Origin of the sequence: Magnetospirillum sp. SS-4 (assembly GCF_902729425.1) — a bacterium.
Taxonomy (GTDB): Bacteria; Pseudomonadota; Alphaproteobacteria; order Rhodospirillales; family Magnetospirillaceae; genus Phaeospirillum.
In genome coordinates this window covers 167,474-188,869 of the sequence record NZ_CACVCH010000081.1, presented here as the reverse complement: position 1 = coordinate 188,869, position 21,396 = coordinate 167,474, and the positions used below count along the sequence as shown (strand labels likewise).

General features: G+C 65.6%; 16 protein-coding genes and 1 pseudogene. 5 read left to right on the top strand and 12 right to left on the bottom strand.

The genetic code is table 11. The features are described 5' to 3' along the window. Positions 1–9: 9 nt before the first annotated feature. From MTBSS4_RS15165 to MTBSS4_RS15155, 3 genes are read right to left on the bottom strand one after another with little or no spacing between them, the layout of a single operon-like run. Entirely contained in the window at positions 10–1,155 is a 1,146-nt protein-coding gene (locus tag MTBSS4_RS15165) for an NAD(P)/FAD-dependent oxidoreductase (RefSeq protein ID WP_173984237.1), read from the bottom strand. Further along, positions 1,156–1,320, bottom strand: a complete 165-nt coding sequence (rd, locus tag MTBSS4_RS15160) for a rubredoxin (protein WP_173984236.1) — start codon at positions 1,318–1,320, stop codon at positions 1,156–1,158. 29 nt (positions 1,321–1,349) lie between these two features. Continuing rightward, positions 1,350–1,829, bottom strand: coding sequence for a rubrerythrin family protein (locus MTBSS4_RS15155; RefSeq protein ID WP_173984235.1), 480 nt, complete (start codon positions 1,827–1,829; stop codon positions 1,350–1,352). 272 nt (positions 1,830–2,101) lie between these two features. Here MTBSS4_RS15155 and MTBSS4_RS15145 point away from each other — a divergent pair, with 272 nt between their 5' ends. Continuing rightward, the gene (locus MTBSS4_RS15145) at positions 2,102–3,985 is read left to right on the top strand and encodes a diguanylate cyclase (protein WP_368667793.1); all 1,884 of its coding nucleotides are present in this window, start codon (positions 2,102–2,104) and stop codon (positions 3,983–3,985) included. Between the two features lie 107 nt (positions 3,986–4,092). Then, positions 4,093–4,809 (top strand): response regulator transcription factor, encoded by a 717-nt coding sequence (locus MTBSS4_RS15140; protein ID WP_173984234.1) that lies wholly within the window; start codon positions 4,093–4,095, stop codon positions 4,807–4,809. A 1-nt stretch (position 4,810) separates the two neighbouring features. Here the strand turns inward: MTBSS4_RS15140 and MTBSS4_RS15135 are convergent, their stop codons facing one another. Both MTBSS4_RS15135 and MTBSS4_RS15130 read right to left on the bottom strand, forming a co-directional pair. Beyond that, positions 4,811–8,005: a CHASE domain-containing protein gene (locus tag MTBSS4_RS15135; RefSeq protein ID WP_173984233.1), complete on the bottom strand. Its 3,195-nt coding sequence runs from the start codon at positions 8,003–8,005 to the stop codon at positions 4,811–4,813. A gap of 3 nt (positions 8,006–8,008) precedes the next feature. Next, positions 8,009–8,992, bottom strand: coding sequence for an HD-GYP domain-containing protein (locus MTBSS4_RS15130; protein WP_173984232.1), 984 nt, complete (start codon positions 8,990–8,992; stop codon positions 8,009–8,011). Positions 8,993–9,221: 229 nt separating this feature from the next. Between MTBSS4_RS15130 and MTBSS4_RS15125 the strand changes: the two genes are divergently transcribed. Continuing rightward, positions 9,222–9,422, top strand: a complete 201-nt coding sequence (locus tag MTBSS4_RS15125) for a hypothetical protein (RefSeq protein ID WP_173984231.1) — start codon at positions 9,222–9,224, stop codon at positions 9,420–9,422. Then, positions 9,416–11,848, top strand: coding sequence for a nitrate- and nitrite sensing domain-containing protein (locus MTBSS4_RS15120; protein ID WP_173984230.1), 2,433 nt, complete (start codon positions 9,416–9,418; stop codon positions 11,846–11,848). The genes MTBSS4_RS15125 and MTBSS4_RS15120 overlap by 7 nt, the downstream gene beginning before the upstream one ends. Before the next feature lie 91 nt (positions 11,849–11,939). On the opposite strand, the gene MTBSS4_RS15115 is transcribed toward MTBSS4_RS15120, so the two are convergent. Together MTBSS4_RS15115 and MTBSS4_RS15110 are read right to left on the bottom strand one after the other, a co-directional pair. Continuing rightward, positions 11,940–13,139: an ABC transporter substrate-binding protein gene (locus MTBSS4_RS15115; protein WP_254432579.1), complete on the bottom strand. Its 1,200-nt coding sequence runs from the start codon at positions 13,137–13,139 to the stop codon at positions 11,940–11,942. A 24-nt stretch (positions 13,140–13,163) separates the two neighbouring features. Continuing rightward, positions 13,164–15,305: a molybdopterin-dependent oxidoreductase gene (locus MTBSS4_RS15110; RefSeq protein ID WP_173984229.1), complete on the bottom strand. Its 2,142-nt coding sequence runs from the start codon at positions 15,303–15,305 to the stop codon at positions 13,164–13,166. 477 nt (positions 15,306–15,782) lie between these two features. Here MTBSS4_RS15110 and MTBSS4_RS15105 point away from each other — a divergent pair, with 477 nt between their 5' ends. Next, positions 15,783–16,208, top strand: a complete 426-nt coding sequence (locus tag MTBSS4_RS15105; RefSeq protein WP_173984228.1) for a thioesterase family protein — start codon at positions 15,783–15,785, stop codon at positions 16,206–16,208. Positions 16,209–16,216: 8 nt separating this feature from the next. Here MTBSS4_RS15105 and MTBSS4_RS15100 read toward each other — a convergent pair whose 3' ends face one another. From MTBSS4_RS15100 to MTBSS4_RS15080, 5 genes and pseudogenes are all read right to left on the bottom strand, one after another. Continuing rightward, the gene (locus MTBSS4_RS15100; RefSeq protein WP_173984227.1) at positions 16,217–16,783 is read right to left on the bottom strand and encodes a nitroreductase family protein; all 567 of its coding nucleotides are present in this window, start codon (positions 16,781–16,783) and stop codon (positions 16,217–16,219) included. Between the two features lie 12 nt (positions 16,784–16,795). Next, positions 16,796–17,650: pseudogene (locus MTBSS4_RS15095) on the bottom strand (2-oxo acid dehydrogenase subunit E2); the annotation flags it as partial. 29 nt (positions 17,651–17,679) lie between these two features. Further along, entirely contained in the window at positions 17,680–18,207 is a 528-nt protein-coding gene (locus MTBSS4_RS15090; RefSeq protein ID WP_173984226.1) for a VOC family protein, read from the bottom strand. An 11-nt stretch (positions 18,208–18,218) separates the two neighbouring features. Further along, the gene (locus tag MTBSS4_RS15085; protein ID WP_217425554.1) at positions 18,219–20,402 is read right to left on the bottom strand and encodes a thiamine pyrophosphate-dependent enzyme; all 2,184 of its coding nucleotides are present in this window, start codon (positions 20,400–20,402) and stop codon (positions 18,219–18,221) included. A gap of 20 nt (positions 20,403–20,422) precedes the next feature. Then, on the bottom strand, positions 20,423–21,394 hold the full coding sequence (locus MTBSS4_RS15080; protein ID WP_173984224.1) for a GTP-binding protein: 972 nt from the start codon (positions 21,392–21,394) through the stop codon (positions 20,423–20,425). Positions 21,395–21,396 lie beyond the last annotated feature (2 nt).

Sequence of the window (21,396 nt, the reverse complement as noted above, 5' to 3'; positions counted from 1 at the left end):
GGTCCGGCCTCACAGCAGGTCCGGCATCTCCTTGGCCAGGGACTGGCGCTCGGCCGCCTTGCCGCCGCTGAGGGCGAAGCCCAGACGGCGGCCGTCGGCGCCGATGAACAGCGCCTTGCGGTCGCGGCCATCGCCTTCCACGACCCATTCCCCGACGGCCCCCGGGGCGGGCGGACAGACCGCCACCGGCAGGGCCGGGGTCTTCACCGCCACCGGCAGGGCGGGAAGCCGCAACGGCGTCCCGGTGCCGGCCAGGGTGGCGGCCAGGGCCTTGGCCTCGGCCATCAGCGGCAGCACGAAGGGCAACGGCCCCGCCTCGGTCTGGGCGCAATCGCCCAGGGCGAAGATGTCGGGATCGCTGGTCCGCAGCAGCCGGTCGACCACGATGCCCTTGTCCACCGCCAGTCCCGCCGCCGCCGCCAGGGCGACGCGGGGGACGAGGCCGATGGCCGACAGCGCCTTGTCGAAATCGATCACGGCGCCGTCGTCGAGAATGGCCCGGCCCGGTTCGACGCGGACCAGCGAACGGCCGAGATGGAGGGCGACGCCGATTCCCTCCAGCGCCCGGGCCATCTCGTCGCCCAGTTCCCTGGGCAGCAGACGCCCCAGCGGCCACGGGGCCGGATCGACCACGGCGACGCGCTGGCCGGCGGTGGCGAGATCGTTGGCGAATTCCGCCCCGATCAGGCCGGCGCCGATCAGCAGAACCCGGCCGCCGGGAATGAGGCCATCGCGCCAGACCGCGTAATCGTCGAGGTCGTTGACGGTGTGGATGGTCACATTCTCCGAACCATCCACCCGATAGGGTCTGGGATCGGCGCCGACGGCCAGCACCAGACGGCCATAGGCCAGGGTCTTGCCGCCATCGAGGATCAGGCGGCGGGCCTGGCGGTCGATGGCCGCGACCCGGCAGCGCGTCATCACCGAGATTCCCTGTTCCTCGGCATACTGGCCGGCGCTTTTCTGGGCCAGGGTCTGGATGGTCTTTCCCTGGGCGAAGGCGGCCGACAGCATGGGCTTGCTGTAGACCTCGCCGCCATCGGCGGTGATCACAGTGACGGCGACGTCGCGGTCCAGCCTGCGAAGCTCGCGGGCCAGGGTATAGCCCCCGAGCCCGCTGCCGACGATGACGACACCCGGAGCGGCGGTGGTCATCTAGCCCTCCTGGACTTCGAAATCGGACTTGGAGACGCCACATTCCGGGCAGGTCCAGTCATCGGGGATGTTCTCGAACGGGGTTCCGGCGGGGATGCCGTCGTCGGGCATGCCGATGGCGGGGTCATAGACGAAATTGCAGACGACGCAGACATACTTCTTCATGGCGTTATTCTCCTCTTCCGATGGCTGGTTCAGGCGTCCTGGTGGGCCTTGAGGGTATCGCGGTAGTGGTTGGCGTGGCGTTCCTCGACCTTGGCCAGGGCGGCGAAACGCTTGGCGGCGGTGGCCAGGGTCTTGGCGAAGCGCTCGGCATGCTCCTTGGATTCGGCGATCTGCTCGTCCAGTTCGGCCACGGCGGCGGCATTGCCTTCCTGCTCGGCAAGGTGACGAAACTTGGGATACATCTCGGTATATTCGTAGGTCTCGCCGTCGATGGCCATCTGGAGCATCCCGGCCACCGTCAGCCGCTCCTTGGGATAGAGCAATTCGAGATGGCCGAAGGCATGGGCGGTCTCCTGCTCGGCGGTGCGTTCGAACACCTCGGCCACGTCGACGGCGCCCAGTTCGCGCGCCCGGCGGGCGAAGTAGAGATACTTGCGGTTGGCCATGGACTCGCCGGCGAAGGCGGCTTCGATGTTCTTGATGGTGGGAGAGGCGGTGTCGTTTGCCATGGGGAATGTCTCCTTGGAGGTGGGCTGATCCGATGGAGGGACATTACCCGAGGACTTTAATTCGAAAAAACGGATAAAACTTGTTTCAGAAATCGTCTTTATAGATTTATCTGGTGCCCCCGCAGGCACCGTCCGCCGGATTCGGCTTTTCGGGCGAATCGCCCCCGAAGGACCCGGTTCTAGGGTCATGGGCCGATTGTCAAAGCGACCCTAGCAAAATACAGTGACGACAGATCAATAGACTCCGGATAGAGTTGCCGTCTCCGCCAAAGGTGGCATCCCTATCGGGAACGCATTCTGGAGTGGCCGTGGCAAAGAAAATTGCCAAGCATGGTAGCAAAGGCGGAGATCACACCGGGAAAGCCCGGAGTGAAAGTGAAGAACTGCTCCACACCATATTTGAATGCGCCGGGGACCCCGTCTTGCTGTTATGCAACGGGAATTTCATTGACTGCAACACCGCCGCCCTGAAGCTGCTCGGCTACGCTTCCAAGGCCGATCTTCTCGACCGGCGTCCAAGCGACATTTCGCCACCCCATCAGCCCGATGGCCTCGCCTCGCCCGACAAGGCGGCCGAGATGATCGACCGGGCCATCGAGAACGGATACCACCGATTCGAGTGGGTCCACCTGCGGGCCGACGGCTCGACCATTCCGGTGGACGTGATGCTGACCTCCATCACCGTGGGGGAAAGGCTTTATCTCCATACCCTCTGGCGCGATCTCACCGAACGCAAGCAGGTCGAGGAAACCCTGCGAAACAGGGAAACCCTGATTCGAACCATCTACGACACCTCCAGCGTCGCCATCTTCTTCATCAACGCCACCGGCCGGATTTGCCACGCCAATCGCCGGATGGCGGAAATGTTCCGGCTGTCCATGGACCGGTTGATCGGCGCCGACTACGTCAGCCTGGTCCATCCGGCGGAACGCGACGACGCCAGGCAGAACATGCACCGGCATCTCAGCCGCGACATCGCCGACGTCAATCTGGTCCGGCGCTACTGGCGCGAGGACGGAACCGAATTCTGGGGCCAGCTGACCGCCAACAGGATGCTGGACAATCCACGCGACGGGGCCGGACTGGTCTGCGTCGTCATGGACATATCCGAACGCAAGGCGGCCGAGGAAGCGCTGGTCGAGCGCAGCCGCGAGCTTGAGACCCTCAACCAGGAACTGGCCGCAGCCAACACCCGTCTTGCCAGCGTCCAGCAGGAACTGGAACGGCTGGCCATGCGCGACACCCTGACCGGAGCGTGGAACCGGCGCTACCTGAGCGAGATCGCCCAGCAGGAAATCCTGAGGCTGGACCGCTACGGGCACCCCGTCTCGGTGATCTTCATCGACCTGGATCATTTCAAGGCCATCAACGACAGCCATGGCCACGCGGTCGGCGACATCGTCATTCAAGGGTTCTGCGACATCGCCCGGCGATGCATGCGGATCACCGACATGCTGGGCCGCTGGGGAGGAGAGGAATTCGTGATCATCATGCCCAACAGCGGCCTGATGATCGCCAGCCTGCTGGCCGAACGCATCCGCGCCGCGATGGCGGCCCATTCGTTCCCGCAGGCCGGCGGCGTCACCGCCAGCTTCGGCGTCGCCGAATGCCGGCGCGACGAATCGTGGGAAACATGGCTGGAACGCGCCGACGCCGCCCTCTACGCCGCCAAGAAGGCCGGCCGCAACCGCGTGGTTTCCGACACGTCGGACCGCAACGACGCCGCGCAGGCCGAATCCCTGGATTCCTCCTTCCTTCGCCTGGTCTGGCACAATGCGTATGAATGCGGCCTCTCCCACATCGACAATCAGCACCGGAGCCTGTTCGAACATGCGGATTCCCTTCTGGGCGCCGTCATGGGGGACCGGCCGAAGGACGAGATCATTCCCCAGATCAATACCCTCCTGAACGACCTTCTGGTCCATTTCGCCGATGAGGAGGCGATTCTGCGCGCCGCCGGCTATATGGAGCTGGAACAGCACGCCGAGATACATCGCGGGTTGAGCGAGCAGGCCATCGAGATGGCGAGAAAGTTCACGGATGGAGAGCTGAATATCGGCGACCTTTTCAACTTCATCGCCCACGATATCGTTGGAAAGCACCTCCTTTCAGACGACCGGAAATACTTTCACGCATTGTCGACAACCGAAACGTGATGAAAAAACAACAATTGCTACGGATTGTCCATTGATGCATTCCAGGCCATCTTTGTAGTAATTGATTGATATATGGACGTGTGGACGATTCGAGGACGTCAATCTTGATGGCGACGGCAGATCAGGCATTCATTCTCGTCGTCGAGGACGACGCGCAAGTGCGCAGCCTTGTTTGCCGGATCATGGCTCGCGAGGATTACGACGTCTCGGCCGTCGCCTCGGCCGCCGACGCCCGGACGGCCATCAAGGCCAGATCGCCGGACCTGATCTTGCTGGATCTTGGCCTCCCGGGGGGAAGCGGCCTGGATCTCAGCCGCTGGGCCCGCTCCATCCTTCCGTCGGTCGGCATCATCATCGTCACCGGCAAGAGCGATATCGGCGACCGGATCATCGGCCTCGACAGCGGCGCCGACGACTACATCACCAAGCCCTTCGACACCGACGAGTTGCTGGCGCGCGTCCGCAGCCTGCTCCGCCGCCTGGGAAGCCGGGCGGAAGCGGCGTCTCCCCCCAGGGAATGCCTGTCCGTGGGGGAATGGGGCATCAACCCGGACCTGTGCGCCCTGGTGCATGAAAAGACCGTGGTCAAGCTGACCTTGATGGAATTCCGCCTGCTGACGGCCCTGGCCGAAAGGCCGAACCGGACCGCGACGCGGGAATGGCTGCTGGACCGGCTGAAGGTGGACGAGGACATCGGGGAACGGATGGTCGACTACCACGTCCATGCCTTGCGGGGAAAGCTGCGCAAATGCGGCATCGGCGACGGTGTCGTCGCCTCGATCCGCGGCGTCGGCTACGCCTTCGTGCCGCCGCCTCCCGAATAGATCAGACCAGCAGCCGGTCCACCGCGTCGGTCAATTCGATCATGTTGAGCGGCTTGACCATGAACGCCGCCACGCCAGCGGCGTCCCGTTCCTCGGGCGTCACCTTGTCGTCGCGGCCGCTGCACAGGATGACCGGAGTGGACGGGCTGTAAACCTTGATGGCGTTGGCGATTTCGATGCCGGTCACCTCGGGCATCATGTGGTCGGAAATGACGAGATCGAAGCGGACCCCGTCACGGATCAGATCCAGCGCCTCCTTTCCCGAGGAGACCGCCTTGACCTTGTGTCCCTGACGGCTGAAGAAGCGCCGCAACATCTCGGTGATGGCGGTCTCGTCGTCGACCACCAGGATCGAGCCACAATGGAAGGAAGATGACGGCGAATCGTCGGAGACCGGCGGCGGCGGCGCCATCGGCCCATTTGCCTCGGGCAATTCGATGACAAAGCGGGAGCCGCCGTCGACGGCCGTCTCGATCATGATCCGGCCGCCAAGATCCTCGACAATACCATGCACCACCGACAGGCCGAGGCCGGTCCCCCTGCCGGTGGCCTTGGTCGTGAAGAACGGATCGAAGACGCGGCTGTGGATGGCATCGGGAATTCCACAGCCGGTATCGGTGACCGAAAGCCGCAGCCATCCTCCCCGATCCCGCTTCAAGGCGATGGTGATGGTTCCGGCCCGGCCTTCGAGCGCGTCGGCGGCATTGCTGCACAGGTTGATCAGAACCTGATGGAACTGAACGGCGGTGCCAAGGACGATGGCGCCCTCGGCCGTCACGTCGAACACGACGTTTATGGTCTTTGGAATGGTCGCCCGGATCAGGGCGAAGGCCTCGTGAATGGCCTGCGGCACGTCCACCGGCTCCTTCGGCATCACCGCATTGCGGCTGAAGGTCAGAATCTGGCGCACGAGATCCTTGGCCCGGGTCGCCGCGACGTGAATCTGATGGACATCGTCGGCCAACGCCCTCGAATCGGCGACATCGCCGAGGATCAGGTTGTTGTAGCCAAGGATGCTGGTCAGGATATTGTTGAAATCGTGGGCGATTCCTCCCGCCAGGGTACCGATGGCCTCCATCTTCTGGCCCTGCCGCAGGCGTTCCTCCGCCCTGTGGCGCGTGGTGATGTCGTGACCGTAGACATTGACGTAGCCCGAGGCGGCGACAGGCACGAACAGAAAGCTGAAATAGCGATCCTGGAGCTTCAGCTCCATCTCCTTCGACGCCTCCCCAGACAGACATGCCCGCAGGCTTTCCCGCCACTCCATCGGCATGGCGGGACGGGTGTCCAGCAATTCGCGGGCGGGGCCGTTCGCGTAAAGGATTTCGCCGTCGCCTCCCAATCGCAAGATGGGGTCCGGGCTCTGATCGGGAAGCTTGAGCAGTTCCCGCATCTCGTCCTCGATCCGCCGGCGTTCGGTCACGTCCTCCTTGATCGCGACAAAGAAGGTGGCGCCATTGCTGTCGCGCACCGGCGTGATGGTGATGTCCTCCCAGTACAATTCGCCGTTCTTCTTGCGATTGAGCAGTTCGCCCTGCCATTCCTTGCCGGCGGTGATGGCCTGCCACAGGGCGTTGTAGGTCGATTCCGGCGTAAATCCGGATTTGATGATGGACGGCCGTTGTCCCAGGATTTCGTCGGCGTTGTAGCCGGTCAGGGTGACGACGCGGGGATTGACGTATTCGATCCGCCCGGCGGCATCGGTGATGATCACGGCCAGGGGGCTGTTCTCGACCACGGTGGACAGCAGGCGCAACACGTCCTCGGCCTTCCGCCGCTGGCTGGCGTCGGTGATGGTGCCGACCATCCGGGTCACCCTGCCGTTGTCGCGGCTTATCACGGCGGCCACCTCGCGGAACCAGCGCCAGCCCCCGCCCTTCTCCTTCAGGCGGAATTCATGCTCGATCCGGACGCCGTCCCCCTTGAAAAGGCCGAGATAGCGTTGCCTGACGCCCGCGGCGTCGTCCGGATGGAGAAACTCGCGCAGGCTGATCGTCTCGGACGACATTTCCCCGTTGTCATAACCGAGAATGGCGACGATATGAGGGCCGAAGAAGATCCGGTCGTTGATCAGGTCCCAATCCCAGAAGGCGTCGTTGCTGTTCTCCAGCACCAGACGAAGCCGCTCCTCGTTCTCCCTGAGCGCCATGGAAACCGCCATGGCGTTGTTCTCGGCCCTCAGCTGGCGGGCTATCAGCAGTTGGATGACGCCCCACAGGACGAAGGCCAGCAGGCATCCGGCCGCCAGGATCACGTTGGACGGATTGAGGAGCGTCGGCGGCGGCGAGGTCGACGCGACGTAGACCTTCCAGACCCGGCCGCCGACGTCGATCTGGAACCAGACCTCGCGTGGCCGCGAGGTCTGGGCATCCGTCCCGGACCAGCTGCCGTCGGTGTCCAGCAGCAAGGTCTCGCGGCTTGGCTCGCCGTCGAAGATTTCAAGATCGATCGGCTCGCCGGGGGCGATGATGTCGGCCATCACGTCGGACACCGTGATCGAGATGACGGCCCACCCCTGGATGGCGGCGCGGCGCTCGTCAACGGTGCCGGCCGGCTTGCCATAGCGATAGATCGGCAGATACATCAGAAGATTGCCGCTGGTAAGAAGCGTCAGCTTCGGCGTCACCGCCAGCCGGGCCTCGTCGCGTGCCCGTTCCAGGGCCTGGCGCCGCGTCGGCTCGCTGCCGACGTCGTACCCCACCGCCTTGGACAGGGGCGCCATCGGTTCGAGATAGGTGTTGACCATGTAGCTCTCGCGCTCGCCCGACGGAAACACCGAGAATCCGGTGACCTCCATTTGCCGCGACGCGATGAACCGGGGCAGGTCGTTGCGCCGGACATGGGACACGTAGCCCAGTCCGACGATGCCGGGATAGTTCCGCTTGATGTTGATCGCCTCGACGAAATGGCTCCAGCGCAGGCCGGAAATGCCCTGGGGATCGCTGAACTCGGCGGCGGCGGCGCGCAGCAGGTCCTCGGTGCGCCCGATCCTGGCGGAAATGATGGATTGGATGCGGCTGGCCTGATGCTCGAACGCCGCCTGCTCGTTGAGGTCGGCGTTCATGTTTTCCCGGTACCAAAGCAGCAGCGCGATGATGATGGCGCCGGCCAGAACCATCAGCGGAATCAGGGAATAGACTCCCAGCCGGCGGCTCGCGAACCATGAACGGGGGCCGGAACCGTCCGGCGCCGGCACGTCTCAATCCCCCATCATCATGGTGAAGATACCGTCGAACGACGGTTCGACCTTCTGGAACGCCTCCAGCACATCAGGATCGAAATGATCGGCCGAGGTCCGCTCGTCCCCCTTCAGCATGGCCCGCAGCGCCTCGGCATGGGTCAGGCCGGATTTATAGGGACGGGCGGAACGCAAGGCGTCGTAGACGTCGCAGACGGCGACGATCCTGGCCTCGATCGGAATCATGGCGCCGCGCAGGCCGAACGGATAACCGCCGCCGCACCAGCGTTCGTGGTGATGCCGGGCTATGTTGGCGGCGCAGCCGAGGACCGGGCTGCTGGCCGCCGACAATATCTGGTAACCGGCGATGGTGTGGTGTTCCATTCGGATTCGCTCGTCCGGAGTAAGCGGGCTGCGCTTGAACAAGATATCATCCGGAATGCCGATCTTGCCGATGTCGTGCAGCGAGGCCGCCAATTCGATGGTCCGGCATTGCTCCGGCCGCCAGCGCAGCGCCTTCGCCAGGACCCCGGTATAGCAGCCGATGCGCCGGTTGTGGCGGCCGGTCTCATTATCCTTGTGTTCCGCCGCCACCGCCAGGCATTCGAACAGCTTCTCCACCTCCCCGCCGGTTCCGGCGGAAGGCGTCTCCTCCCCGGGCGGGGGGGCCTGCCGACGCACCGCCTTCATCACCGCGAAGACGGCCTCGGGCTCGACCGCCGACGGCGACAGGAGCACCGCCTCGATGTCGCGTCCCAGCGCCGAACGGGCCGTGTCGACCAGCCGTCCGCCGCCACCGCCCGGCAGGTCGGCCGACGCCGCGATGATCGAGATGGCGGGGTCCGCCCACAGGCTTTCGGCCGCACCGCGGAAACACGTCGCCTCCGCCACGCGGACCCCCCGGCGCCTCAGGGCGGCGGCGACGTCGGCGTGGCCGGCCACCAGGACCGTGCCGTTCCCTAAAGCCTGGATATTGGTGGCCGGAGCGCTTCCCGTGGCAATCATGGCACCCACCCGCTTGTCTGGCGTCCCATTCTCCGGACACATTAGCGCACAGGTTTGTTTGGAAATTATTGGGGAGCGGAGTGGAAGCAAATAGTCCCCAAACAAACCTTCGCTATGGTTGGAACAAGTCCAACCGGCTTTGACGCCGCGCCAGCCGACGACGCCAGGCCCCCCCGCTTAAGGATCGTTCCCCATGGCTCTCTGCCACCGCCAGTGCAAGCTTTGCCCCATGCGGGTCACCGTCCTGATCGAGTCGGCGTCGGAGGGATGCTCCCTGGGGATCGTGGCGGATGCCATGATGGATGAGAACAAGGATGACGACATCGCGATCATCGTGCGGATCAATGGCTTCGACAGTCCGGGGAATCCGTCGCCGACTGCCTGTTCTAGGTCCGGCGGTCGCGTCAGCAGCAGGAGATCGGAATGGTGATCCAGTGGAAACCCGTCTACGAGATCGGCGTGGACTTCGTGGATGCCGACCATCGCAAGTTCTGCGACATGATCAACGACCTGGGGGCGGCGCTGGCGGCCGGACGGCTGGCCGAGGCCCCCGGATTCATGACCCAGGTGGGCAGCTATTTCGAGCAGCATTGCGCCCGCGAGGAAGCGGCGATGCGCAAGATCAACTTCCCCGGCCTGGACCGGCACATCCAGGAGAACCGCAAGATCAGGGACAACATCGGGCAACTGACCGAGAAACTGAGGCGCGACACCTCGCCCCCGGTGGTGGAGGCGGCCGCCGCCTTCCTGACCCGCTGGTTCCTCGATCACGTCCTCGGCCAGGATCTCCAGCTGCGCGCCGCCTACCGGGCGGCCGGAATGGCCAAGGCCACCGCCGGGTCCGGCATCGCGGCCCGGGTCGACCTGTTCCTGGCCGGTTTCAGGGTCCGCACCCGCATCCTGACCGCCGCCTTGATTCCGACGGTCCTCGCCATCTGCGTCACCGTCCTCCTGATCCACGGCAAGTACGGCGTGGTCAAGGAGATGGAGCACGTGCACGCCCTCGCCGCCCATGCCGTCAACACCGGCAACCTGGTTCACGAGTTGCAGCACGAACGCGGCCTGACCGCCCTGGCGCTGTCCGGCGACGCGCTGGCCCAGTCCACCTTGCCGGGGCAGCACGAAAAGGCCGACAGGCTGCGGGCGGTGGTAACCGTGGAGGCGATGGGAAACACGGCCAAGGTCCTGGCCGAAATCGACCGTCTTCGCGCCGCCGCGCGCGACAAGTCGATGAATACGCCGGACATCGTCGAGGGTTATTCCACCGCCATCACCAACCTTCTCGACGGATTGGGGGAAGTCGCCCGTGGACTGGAAAGCGCGCGGGTGACCAATCGGCTGACCGCCTATCTCAGCCTCGCCCAGGGCAAGGAGCGGGCGGGACAGGAACGGGCGGTGGGCGTCGTCGGCTTCGCCGAAAGCTTCTCTGAAATTCGCTACAGGCGGTTCGTCGAACGCAGCGCCCAGGAACGCGCCTATTTCAGCACCTACCTGACCTTCGCCGAGCCGGCGCATCAGAAGAAATTCAAGGACGTCCTCCAAAATCCCTCGATGTCCGGCTTCGAGGACTTGCGCAACTCCGCCAAGCTCGACCTGCCCCCGGGAGCGGTCGACGCGAAGAAGTGGTTCGACGCGGCCACCAGCCGCCTCACCGTCCTCAAGTCGCTGGAAAACGATGCCGCCGCCGATCTTGTCGCCACCGCCACCAGCATCGGTTCGGCCGCCAAGCGCGATCTGACGGTGATCGCCACCATCATGGCGGCGCTGATCGGCCTGGCGCTGACCCTGACCGTCGTCATCATCCGCAGCGTGGTCGGTCCCTTCCTGGCCCTGGCCGGGACGATCCACCGCATCGGCCAGGGCGAGAAGGATGCCGAGGTCCAGGGAATCGACCGCAAGGACGAGATCGGCGACATGGCGCGGACCATCATGGTGTTCCGCTCCGCGCTGCTCACCAACGACACCTTGCAAGCGGAACAGGCGCTGGAACGGGCCTTCAACGAGACCCGCGTCCACCGCCGCGAGGATCTGACCCACACCTTCGACCGGAAGGTCTCCCAATACGTCGGCGTCCTGGCCTCGTCCGCCACCGAACTGGTCGCCACCGCCCACGAGATGACGCGGGTGGCCGGCGACACCACCGACCGCTCCACCACCGTCGCCGCCGCCTCCGAGCAGACCAGCACCAACATCCAGACCGTCGCGTCGGCGGTGGAGGAACTGGCCGCCTCGGTGGGAGAGATCACCCGCCAGGTCAGCCATTCGGCCCATATGTCGGCCGACGCCGTCCGCGAGGCCGACCAGACCGACGCCACCGTGGCCGGACTGTCCCAGGCCGCGCAGAAGATCGGCGAGGTGGTCAGCCTGATCAACGACATCGCGTCCCAGACCAACCTGCTGGCGCTGAACGCCACCATCGAGGCGGCCCGCGCCGGCGAGGCCGGCAAGGGCTTCGCCGTAGTCGCCAACGAGGTCAAGCAATTGGCCAACCAGACCGTCAAGGCGACCAGCGAGATCGGCGACCACATCAAGGCCATCCAGGAAGCGACCCGCGATTCGGTCGACGCGATCCGCCACATCGGAGGCACCATCCGCGAAATCAACGGCATTTCCACCGCCATCGCCTCGGCGGTGGAGGAACAGAGCGCCGCCACCGCCGAGATCAGCCGCAACGTCCAGCAGGCGGCCCAGGGGGTCGAGGACGTCAACCGCAATATCGTCGAGGTCTCGCACGGGGCCAACCAGACCGGCGCCGCCGCCACCCAGGTTCTGCAAGCGGCCGGCGACGTTTCGAACCGTTCGGAGATGATCCGGGCCGAGGTGGAGGGTTTCCTGTCGGAAATCCGGGCGATCTGAACCACTCCGGTCGCCCCGAACGCTTCGGCCATCCCCCACCCGTCACCGCTCTCGGGAGCGGCGGTCAAGGCCGCCCCCGGAACGACATGTCCTACTTCTTCATGGCCTTCCACGGGTCGGCGACCTGGGGAATGGTATCGGTCTCGATGTTGACCAGCTTGCCGCCGACATCCTCGACCCTGCGGATATACTGGTTCTGGACGATGTCGCGGGTGGCCGGATCGATCTTGATCGGGCCGCGCGGGCTCTTGGGATTGGACCAGTTGGACAGGAACGCCATGGTCTTGTCGGGATCGATCCTGCCCTTCTGGGCGATGATGGCGTCGAACACCGCCTTCATGCCGTCCCATCCGGCCACGGCGAAGAAGGTCGGAACCGCCGCCTCGCCGTATTCCTTCTTCCAGGCGGCGACGAATTCCTTGTTCTCGGGCCGGTCGCCCGAGGGGGAATACTGAAGCAAGGTGGTGACGCCCAGCGCCGCCTTGCCCATGTTGGGAAGCTCGTCATCGCTGGTGATGTCCCCCGGCCCGATGATCCTGACCTTGGACCTGGTCAGTCCGATGTCGTCGAACGCCTTCATGAAGGCGGTGGCCTGGGGGCCGCCCGGATTGAACACGTAGATGGTTTCGGGATTGGCTTCCTTGACCTTCTGGAGATAAGGCAGGTAGTCGCTGGTCTTGAGGGGAATGCGGACCGATCCGACGACGTCGCCGCCATTCTCGGTGAAGCCCTTGATGAAGGCCTGTTCACCATCATGGCCGGGCGCGAAGTCGCTCACCACGGTATAGGCCTTCTTCATCCCCTGCTTGCCCGCCCATTGGCCCAGGGGATAGCTGGTCTGCCACAAGGTCCAGCCGGTGCGGATCACGTAGGGCGATTGCTCGGTCACCGCCGAGCCGCCGGCGGTCATCACCACGAAGGGGACCTTGGCTTCCTTCGAAAGCGCGGCCACCGCCGTGGCGTTGGGCGTCCACTGGCCGCCGGTCAACATCTGGACCTTCTCGCGCAGGATCAGCTCCTGGGCCAGCCGCTTCGCCACGTCCGGGTTGGGGCCGGTATCGTCGCGCCGGACCAGCTCGACGGTGGTTCCCGCCGGCAGGTCGGCGCCGTGCAGCTTCACATACAGGTTGATGGCCCGGTCAATCTGCTCGCCCAGGGCGGCGTCCCGGCCGGAATAGGTCAGGATCACCCCGACCTTCACGTTTTCCGCGCCGACGGGCAACGCCGCCGCCGCCAGCCCGACCCCGCCCATCAGCGCGGCCCGCGCCGTCCTCCAGAATATCCGATACATGTCCCTTACCTCCCGTTTTAGTGGTTATTCCACCTTACCGATTCGACACAGCAATGCGCGGAGCTGATAGGTGCCCATGGCCGGGTCGTAGGGTGGCTCGCTGTTGGTCAGCATGTTGACGTTGGATTTCCACACCCCGTATTCCGGCCCCTCCTCATCGGGGAACCACCAGGCGTGTTCGGCGTTGATCACGCGGGCGTCGATGCCGGTGGTGACCTTGGCCTTCTGCTTCATGCGTCCGCGACGGGTTTCGATCCACATCCAGTCGCCGTTGCCGATGCCAAAGCGGGCGGCGGTGTCGGGATGGATCTCGGCCTGGGGGTCGCGCCGCGCCTTGCGCAGCTTGGGCAATTGGCGGTGTTCGGAATTGAAGTAAAATGGAATGCGGCCGCCGGTGGTCAGGACCAGGGGGAAGTCCTTGGCGATTTCGGGGGCCGAGATCGGGCTTTCCGGCGGCTCCTCGTAATAGGGCAGCGGGGCATAGCCCATTTCCTCCAGCCGGGTGGAATACAGCTCGATCTTGCCGGTCGGCGTCTTGAACCCCTTCTCCTCGTACTTTCTGTACCTGAACGGGACCTTGACGAAGCCCCTTTTGGTCAGTTCCTCGAAGGTGATCCCCAGCCCCTTCAACTGGGAATCCAGCACGTCGCGCACCGGCTCGGTGCAGCCGGGCAGGTTCATGCGCCGGGCCAGTTCGGTGAAGATTTCCTCGTCGGCCTTGCATTCGTGCACCCGGACCGCTTTCTGCTGACCCAGCACCACGTTGGCGGCGATGGTGGGCAGGCCGGCGATCTGGTCCAGTTCCGGCCACGACGCGGCGGGCAGGACGATGTCGGCCAGTTCGGCGGTCGGCGTCATGAACAGGTCGGCGTTGACCATGAAGTCCAGCTTCATCAGCGATTCATGGACCAGCGACGAATTGGCGTAGGTGGTCAGGGTGTTGTTGCCGAACACCAGGAAGGCCTTGACCGGATAGGGCTTGCCTTCCCGCATCGCCTGGAGCAGGGTCGGGATGTGGGCGGCCGGCAGGTCGGCGCCCTCGCCGCCCAGCAGCTTGAACTGCTGCCCGCCCAGACGCTTGGCGCCGGCTTCCGGGGTCAGCAGCTCGATCAGGCTGGGAAAGCGGCCGATGCCCTTCATCCCGAACACCCAGCCGCCGGGAATCTCGATATTGCCGGTCAGCACCGGAATCATGGACAGGGCACGGATGGTCTGGATGCATTTCGGGGTATGCTCGATGGCGCAGCCCCATTCCAGCAGCGCCGGCCTAGCCTGGGCGAACAGCCGCGCCGCCGCCCTGATCTTGTCGGCCGGGACCCAGGTGATGGGCTCTGCCCATTCCGGGCTGAACTGGACGACGTGGCGGGCCAAGTCGTCGAAGCCATGAGTCCAGCGGCCGACGAAATCCGCATCGTAGAGCGTCTCGCCGATGATGACGTTCAACATCGCCAGCCCCAGGGCGTCGTCGGCGCCGGGCCGTACCTGCAACCAGAGTTCGGCCCGTTTGGCCAGTTCGGTCTCGCGCGGGTCAACCACGATGATGTGCTTGGCCGCCGCCGCCGAATCGCGGGCGTTGAAGCGGGTCTCGCCGTCCGGCCCTGAATTCACCGGGTTGTGGCCCCAGTACATGATGGTCTCGGCGGCAACGTCGCCGGTGAAGTCGCAGACCGGATAGTCGCCCATGGTCAGGATGCAGGTGTTGACCCGGGGGTGAAAGCATTGGGCGAAGCCGGGCTCGGCCCAGTTGGGGGTGCCGAGCGCGTGGCCGAAGCGCGACACCCAGCGGATGTGATGCCGTCCGGTGCCGGTGCCCAGCGCGATGGCCTCGGCGCCGTGGCGCGCCTTGATGTCGAGCAGGCGGGTGGCGATCTCGTCCAGCGCCTCGTCCCAGGTGATGCGATCCCATTGGCCGGAGCCCCGCTTTCCCACCCGGCGCATGGGATATTTGAGCCGGTCGGGATGATAGACCAGATCGCGGGTGACGGTGCCGATGGGGCACAGGCGCCCCCGGTTCAGCGGCGAATCCGGATCGCCCTCCACCTTGACCAGTTCCCCGCCCCGGACATGAAGCAACGCGCCGCATCCGCCGTGACAGGACCGGCAGACGCTCTTGAGGATGGTCGTCCCGCCATCGGTCGCTTCAACTGTCAACTCGGCAGGCGTCATCAACGTCCTCCTTCGGAATTCGGTATCGCAAAGGCAATGTGTCGGCGGTTCGGGGCACGACAGCGATGATCGCATCACTGTATGTCCGGGATTGCCCCGGCTCTGATTTAATATCGTCGGATACCGTTCGCGGAAATCGAACGATCAGGCCCGCTCTGATTATCGAGATACAGCCACGCCGATAATTTTCATGACAATCATCAAGATTGCCGACCTTCGTTCTGCAAAACAAAACGTCAAAATAACAATTGGCAACTATCGACGGTTTCACCTGTCGTTACGATCACCATGGTTCCCCTGAACCTGGCCGGCACGCCCGGATATTGTCTCCCCACCACCGGGGTGCCGTGCCACGGCATCCTCTCTTGGCCGGACGAGCATTCGTCCGGCCCCTTTTCCCTTGCGCCTCGGGCCGGTTCGTCCCACGATTCCCGTCCCTGAGCATCAGGCACCCCCAACCGACGGAAAATTCACCCGATGCTGTCAAACTCCCGCACCGTCCTTGTCGAATTCGGACACTGCGACCCCACCGGAATCGTCTTCAATCCCAATTACTTCATCTGGTTCGATTCCTCCATGCACGCCCTGCTGGCCAGGGCGGGAATCCCCTTCAGGTCCATGATCGCGCAATTCGGCATCGACGGCATTCCCCTGGTCGACTGCAAGGCGCAGTTCAAGGCGCCGTCCCGCTGGGGCGACGAACTGGTGATCGAGTCCAGGTTCTCGGCCTTGCACCGCAGCGCCTTCGAGTTGCAGCACACCGTCCGCAACGGCGACGCCGTCGCGGTCGAATACGCCGAAACCAGGGTGTGGACCGTATTCGACGCCGAACAGGCCCGCATCAGGGCGGCGCCGATTCCGCCCGCCGTCATCGCGATGTTCTCGGGAGAAGCCGGAAGCTGACTCCCCGCCTATTTCGTCCAGACACCGAAATGGACGAACTCGCCGATCTCCCGACGGATGCGGGGCGCCACCTCCCGGACCCGCAAGGGTTCGGGCAACACCTCGGGCGGGCCGGGATAGGCCACCGCCATCAGCGCCACCACGTCGAAGGCGGCGGACAGGCCCAGGGCCTCGGCGGCGGTCCGGTGGTCGAAACCGCCGATCATGTGGACGGTCAGGCCAAGCTCGGCCGCCCGCAGCGCCAGATGGGCGTTGGCCTGCCCGACGTCGTGATAGGCGTGGCGGTTGACGCCACCCCGGCCGCGAAATCCCAACTGGGCCACCGAGGCGAGGATGACCGGCGCCTTTTCCGCCCAGGACCGGTTGTGCGGCTCCATGCTGGCGAGCACGCGCAGCCGGGCGTCGGAAGCCGGGTCGTCCAGAACCACGTAGTTCCAGGGCTGTTCGTTGAAGGCGGACGAGGCCCAGCGCGCCGCCTCGAACATCCGGTCGAGAATCCCGCGCTCGATGGGGCGGTCGCTGAACGACCGCAGGCTGCGGCGCTGGAGCAAAAGCTGGTCAAGGCTGGGCATCATGATGGTCGTCTCCTACAGCAGCATGGCGAGCGGGTCCTCGATCAGCGCCTTGAAGGCGGCCAGGAATTCGGCCCCGACGGCGCCGTCGACCACCCGGTGATCCACCGACAAGGTGCAGGTCATCACCGTGGCGATGGCCAGCGCGCCGGCCTTGACCACGGGGCGCTGCTCGCCGGCCCCGACCGCCAGGATGCAGCCCTGGGGCGGGTTGATGATGGCGGCGAAGTCCCGGACGCCGTACATGCCGAGATTCGAGATGGTGAAGCCGCCGCCCTGGAAGTCCTCAGGTCTAAGCTTGCCGTCGCGGGCCTTGACGGCCAGCGCCTTCATCTCACCCGAGATTCCCGCCAGCCCCTTGCGGTCGGCGTGGCGCACGATGGGGGTGATCAGGCCGGAAGGCGTCGCCACCGCCACCGAGATGTCGACGTCGACATAGCGCCGGATCGCCTCCTCGCCCCACGAGGCGTTGGCGGCGGGCACCTTCCTCAGCGCCAGCGCCACGGCGCGGACCACGAAGTCGTTGACCGACAGCTTATAGGCATCGGAGCGGCCGTTCAGCTCGGCCCGGACCTTCAGCAAGGACTCCAGCTCGCAATCGATCGACAGGTAGAAATGCGGAATGGTGGCCTTGGCCTCGGTCAGACGCCGCGCGATGACCTTGCGCATGGAGGAATTGGGAATCTCCTCGAACGCCGGCCCGAACGGAGCAGCGGCGGCGGGTGCGGGCGAAACGTCCACGCTCCGTGACAGGACGGAATCCACGTCGGCCCTGACGACGCGGCCATGGGGGCCGGAGCCCCTGACCGCCTTCAGGTCGACGCCGCCATCCCGGGCGATACGCCGGGCCAGCGGACTGGCGACGATGCGATGATCGGAATCGGAGGGCATGATATGGCTCAATTCGCGGGAAAGGCGGGATGCCACAGGCGCGCCGTGGTCTCGCGCTCGTAGCCCTTGCCGTTGGGAAAGCTGACCAGTTCAAGCTGCATCCCCCAGGGCGACAGGAAATAGACCCAGGTCTGGCCGCCATTGGGACCATTGGTCCTGACCGTCGGTTCGCCCAGGATGCGCACCCCTTGCGACCTCAGATAGGCCACCGCGACATCCATGTCGTCGACATAGAAGGCCAGATGGTGGCCGCCGATGTCGCTGTTGCGGGGCTGCGCCCGGTTCTGATCGGGCGAGTCGTACTCGAACAGCTCGAAGTTGGAGCCGTTGCGGCAGCGCAGGAACTTCAGGCGTTTCATCACCGCCCTGGGATGAACATCGAGATGGGTAGCCATCCAGTCGCCGTCGGAGCGGAACGGCCCCAGTTCGTAGAACGGCTCGCAGCCGATGACGTCGACGAAGAACGCCACCGCCTCGTCCAGGTCGGGAACGGTGAAGCCGATATGGTCGGTCCCCTTCAGGCCGGGCAGGCTCATGCTTCCCTCCCCTATTCCGCCGCCAGCGTCAGGCCGGTCTCGGCCAGGGCGCGGGCGAAGCCCTGGCGGATTTCCTCCTCGCCCACATAGGCGGCGCGTTCCAGCACCTTGGAGACCGAGGGCGCGGCCTCGCCGCCGTGGATGCGGCCCACCGGGGCGTCCAGCCAGTCGAAGAAGCGGCGCTGCACCTCATCGGCCACCATGGCGCCATAGGAAACCGTCAGCCCGCCCTGCTCCAGCACCACCACGTTGTTGGTCTTGCGGATGGAAGCGCCGATGGTGTCCCAATCGAGGCCGGCGCGATCCAGAGAGCGCAGGTCCACCACCTCGATGTCCAGCCCGGCTTCGTCGGCCACCGTCACCGCCAGCGGCGTCATCGCCAGATAGGTCAGCACCGTCAGGCGGGAACCGGGGCGCACCACCTTGGCCTTGCCCAGCGGAATGAAATAGTCGAAATCCGCGGATGGCCCCGGGCCGGTCGAGCTGTATAGGCCCACATGCTCGATCACCAGCACCGGGTCCTCGCACAAAAGCGCGCTGTTCATCAGGCCGACATAGTCGAAGGGGGTGGATGGGGCCACGATCCGCCAGCCCGGCCAGGCGGCGTAAAGCCCGGCCGGGTCCATGGAATGCTGCGAGCCGTAGCCGGTGCCGATGGCGCACTTGCTGCGCAGCACCAGCGGCATGGGGGCGTCGCCGCCGAACATGTGCCGCACCTTGGCGATCTGGTTGAACAGCTGGTCGGCGGCGACCAGGGCGAAATCGGCGTACATCAGCTCGATCACCGGCCGGTAGGTTCCGTCCATGGCGATGCCGCCGCCCACGCCGACGAAGCCCTGTTCCGAGATCGGGGTGGGAACGATGCGGCCGGGAAAGCGGTCGAACAGGCCCTTGGTGGCGCCATTGGTGCCGCCCTTCAGGCGGTGGATGTCCTCGCCCAGGACGACGATGCGCTCGTCGGTCTCCATGCGCCGCGTCATCACGGCGGCGACCGCATCGATGAACCTGACCTCGCCCACCGGGCCGGTGGCGGTCTCCAGTTCCTCGAACCGGACGCCGGCGAACTCGGACAGGTCGCCGCGCAATCCGTGGTCGCGGAATTCCGGCTTGGGCCACAGCGAGGCAACGATGCGGCGCTTGTTGCCGTCCGGCTCGGTCAGGCGCGCCGCCGCATGGCTCATGGCCGTCTGGGCATTGGCGCAGATCGCCTGATCCTGGTCGGCCGACAGCCATTTGCGCTCGATCATTTCGGCCGCCATCCGGACCAGGGGATCGCGCTGGCGCCACGCCGCCTCCTCGTCCTTGGCGCGGTAGCCGAAGGCGCTGCCGGGCAGGCCGCCGCTGTGATGGAAGTAACGGTAGACATCGGCCTCGATCACCGTCGGTCCCTCGTCGGCCCGCATGATCTTCAAGGCCTCCCCGGCGGCGAGGCGCACCGCCACCGGGTCCATGCCGTCCACCCGGAACGACGGAATGCCGAAGGCCGGCCCCCGCGACGACAGGCGGGGTTCCCGCGTCGCCTCCGCCAGGGTGGTCGAGACGGCATAGGAATTGTTCTCGATGAAGAAGCAGATGGGCAACCGCCACAGGGCGGCCAGGTTCATGGCTTCCGGCACCGCGCCGATATTGGCGGCGCCGTCGCCGAAGAAGCTGAACACCACGTCGCCCCGTCCCTGCCGCCGCCTGGCCCAGGCCAGCCCGGCCGCCAGCGGCACGCCGCCGCCGACGATGGCGTTGGTGCCCTGGGCGCCGGCCTCGGCCCAGCGCAGATGCATCGAGCCGCCGCGCCCCTTGCAGAAGCCGGCGGACAACCCCATGATCTCGGCCAGCGAGCGATGCAGGAAGGTCATCACCTCGCCGGACAGTGGATCATGACACGGATCGGCCCCCGTCCGATCAAGATGCCGCAGCCCCTTGGCGAGGAACTGGTGATGGCCCCGGTGAGACCCGGTGATGAGATCCGGACTGTTCAGCAGGGCGCAGACGCCGACCGCGCCGCCTTCCTGGCCGATGCTGGAATGGGCCGGACCATGGACCAGCCCCTCGCCCTCCAGTTGAAGGACGGTTTCCTCGAAGGCGCGAACCACATGCAGGTGGCCCAGCATGCGCAGCAATTCGTCACGGCCGAGCGCCGCCCAATCCTCGGGCGAGGAGCGCAGCTCGCGCCAGGGGGCGTCCGGGGTAAGATCGATCATCTGTGCCATCGCGAGAATCCCTAACAATGTCCCTGGGCGAGTTTCCGCCGCCGGTCGCGGGCGGCCATGCCCTCGACCAGCGCCGCGATCTCGTCGACCACCTGACGGCCGATCCCCTGGGTGATGAAGACGATGCGGCTGCGGCGGTCCTGGCCGGGCCAGTCCTCCAGCCGGACGAGGTCATGCAGGACGGCCTGCGCGCCCTGAAGCACCGCCGGCCGGCCGGGCTCGCCCTCGATGTCGATGATCCCCTTCACCCGCAGCAGGCCGGGACCGAGATTGTCCCGGATGGCGCGCAGCAGCAGGTCCAGGGTATCCAACGCCATGGGCTGGTCCCGGACGATGGAGAACGACTGGATGCCATGGCCGTGCCCCCCCGTGGCGGTCTCGAACACCCGTCCCGGCGGTTCGACCGCCAGATCGGACAGATCGCATCGCTCGGGCAGGACGATGGCCGCCGCCGGATTGACGGCGGCCAACCGGCGGCGCAGGACGTCCTCGGCATCGGGGCAGAGGTCCAGTTTGGTCAGGACAATGCGGTCGGCCAGCGACACCTGCCGGGCGCTGTCGGCGTGGGCGGCCAGGGTGGCCGGACCGTTGACGGCGTCGAATGTGCAGGTCACCGACCCCAGCGCATAGCGGGCCGACACCACCGGATCGGTCAGGATCACCTGGATCACCGAACCGGGATCGGCCAGCCCGCTGCACTCGATGGCGACGCGGGCGATTCCGGCGCCGGGGCGGAAGCACAGCTCGCGCAGGGTCTTGACCAGATCGCCCCTGACGGCGCAGCACAGGCAGCCGTTGGACAGCAGCACCACGGCGTCGTCGCTGTGGACGATAAGGTCGTGGTCAAGCCCGATATCGCCGAACTCGTTGACGATGACGGCGGTGCCGGCCCCCATCGGCCCCCGAAGCAGCCGGTTCAGCAGCGTCGTCTTGCCGCTGCCGAGATAGCCGGTCAGGATGGTGACGGGGATGCGCGGATCCATGG

Excerpts from the sequence above, each read along its gene's own strand:
- MTBSS4_RS15165 (WP_173984237.1), bottom strand. The coding sequence starts at position 1,155 with ATGACCACCGCCGCTCCGGGTGTCGTCATCGTCGGCAGCGGGCTCGGG.
- rd (WP_173984236.1), bottom strand. The coding sequence starts at position 1,320 with ATGAAGAAGTATGTCTGCGTCGTCTGCAATTTCGTCTATGACCCCGCC.
- MTBSS4_RS15155 (WP_173984235.1), bottom strand. The coding sequence starts at position 1,829 with ATGGCAAACGACACCGCCTCTCCCACCATCAAGAACATCGAAGCCGCC.
- MTBSS4_RS15140 (WP_173984234.1), top strand. The coding sequence starts at position 4,093 with ATGGCGACGGCAGATCAGGCATTCATTCTCGTCGTCGAGGACGACGCG.
- MTBSS4_RS15130 (WP_173984232.1), bottom strand. The coding sequence starts at position 8,992 with ATGATTGCCACGGGAAGCGCTCCGGCCACCAATATCCAGGCTTTAGGG.
- MTBSS4_RS15125 (WP_173984231.1), top strand. The coding sequence starts at position 9,222 with ATGCGGGTCACCGTCCTGATCGAGTCGGCGTCGGAGGGATGCTCCCTG.
- MTBSS4_RS15120 (WP_173984230.1), top strand. The coding sequence starts at position 9,416 with ATGGTGATCCAGTGGAAACCCGTCTACGAGATCGGCGTGGACTTCGTG.
- MTBSS4_RS15115 (WP_254432579.1), bottom strand. The coding sequence starts at position 13,139 with ATGTATCGGATATTCTGGAGGACGGCGCGGGCCGCGCTGATGGGCGGG.
- MTBSS4_RS15110 (WP_173984229.1), bottom strand. The coding sequence starts at position 15,305 with ATGACGCCTGCCGAGTTGACAGTTGAAGCGACCGATGGCGGGACGACC.
- MTBSS4_RS15105 (WP_173984228.1), top strand. The coding sequence starts at position 15,783 with ATGCTGTCAAACTCCCGCACCGTCCTTGTCGAATTCGGACACTGCGAC.
- MTBSS4_RS15100 (WP_173984227.1), bottom strand. The coding sequence starts at position 16,783 with ATGATGCCCAGCCTTGACCAGCTTTTGCTCCAGCGCCGCAGCCTGCGG.
- MTBSS4_RS15090 (WP_173984226.1), bottom strand. The coding sequence starts at position 18,207 with ATGAGCCTGCCCGGCCTGAAGGGGACCGACCATATCGGCTTCACCGTT.
- MTBSS4_RS15085 (WP_217425554.1), bottom strand. The coding sequence starts at position 20,402 with ATGATCGATCTTACCCCGGACGCCCCCTGGCGCGAGCTGCGCTCCTCG.
- MTBSS4_RS15080 (WP_173984224.1), bottom strand. The coding sequence starts at position 21,394 with ATGGATCCGCGCATCCCCGTCACCATCCTGACCGGCTATCTCGGCAGC.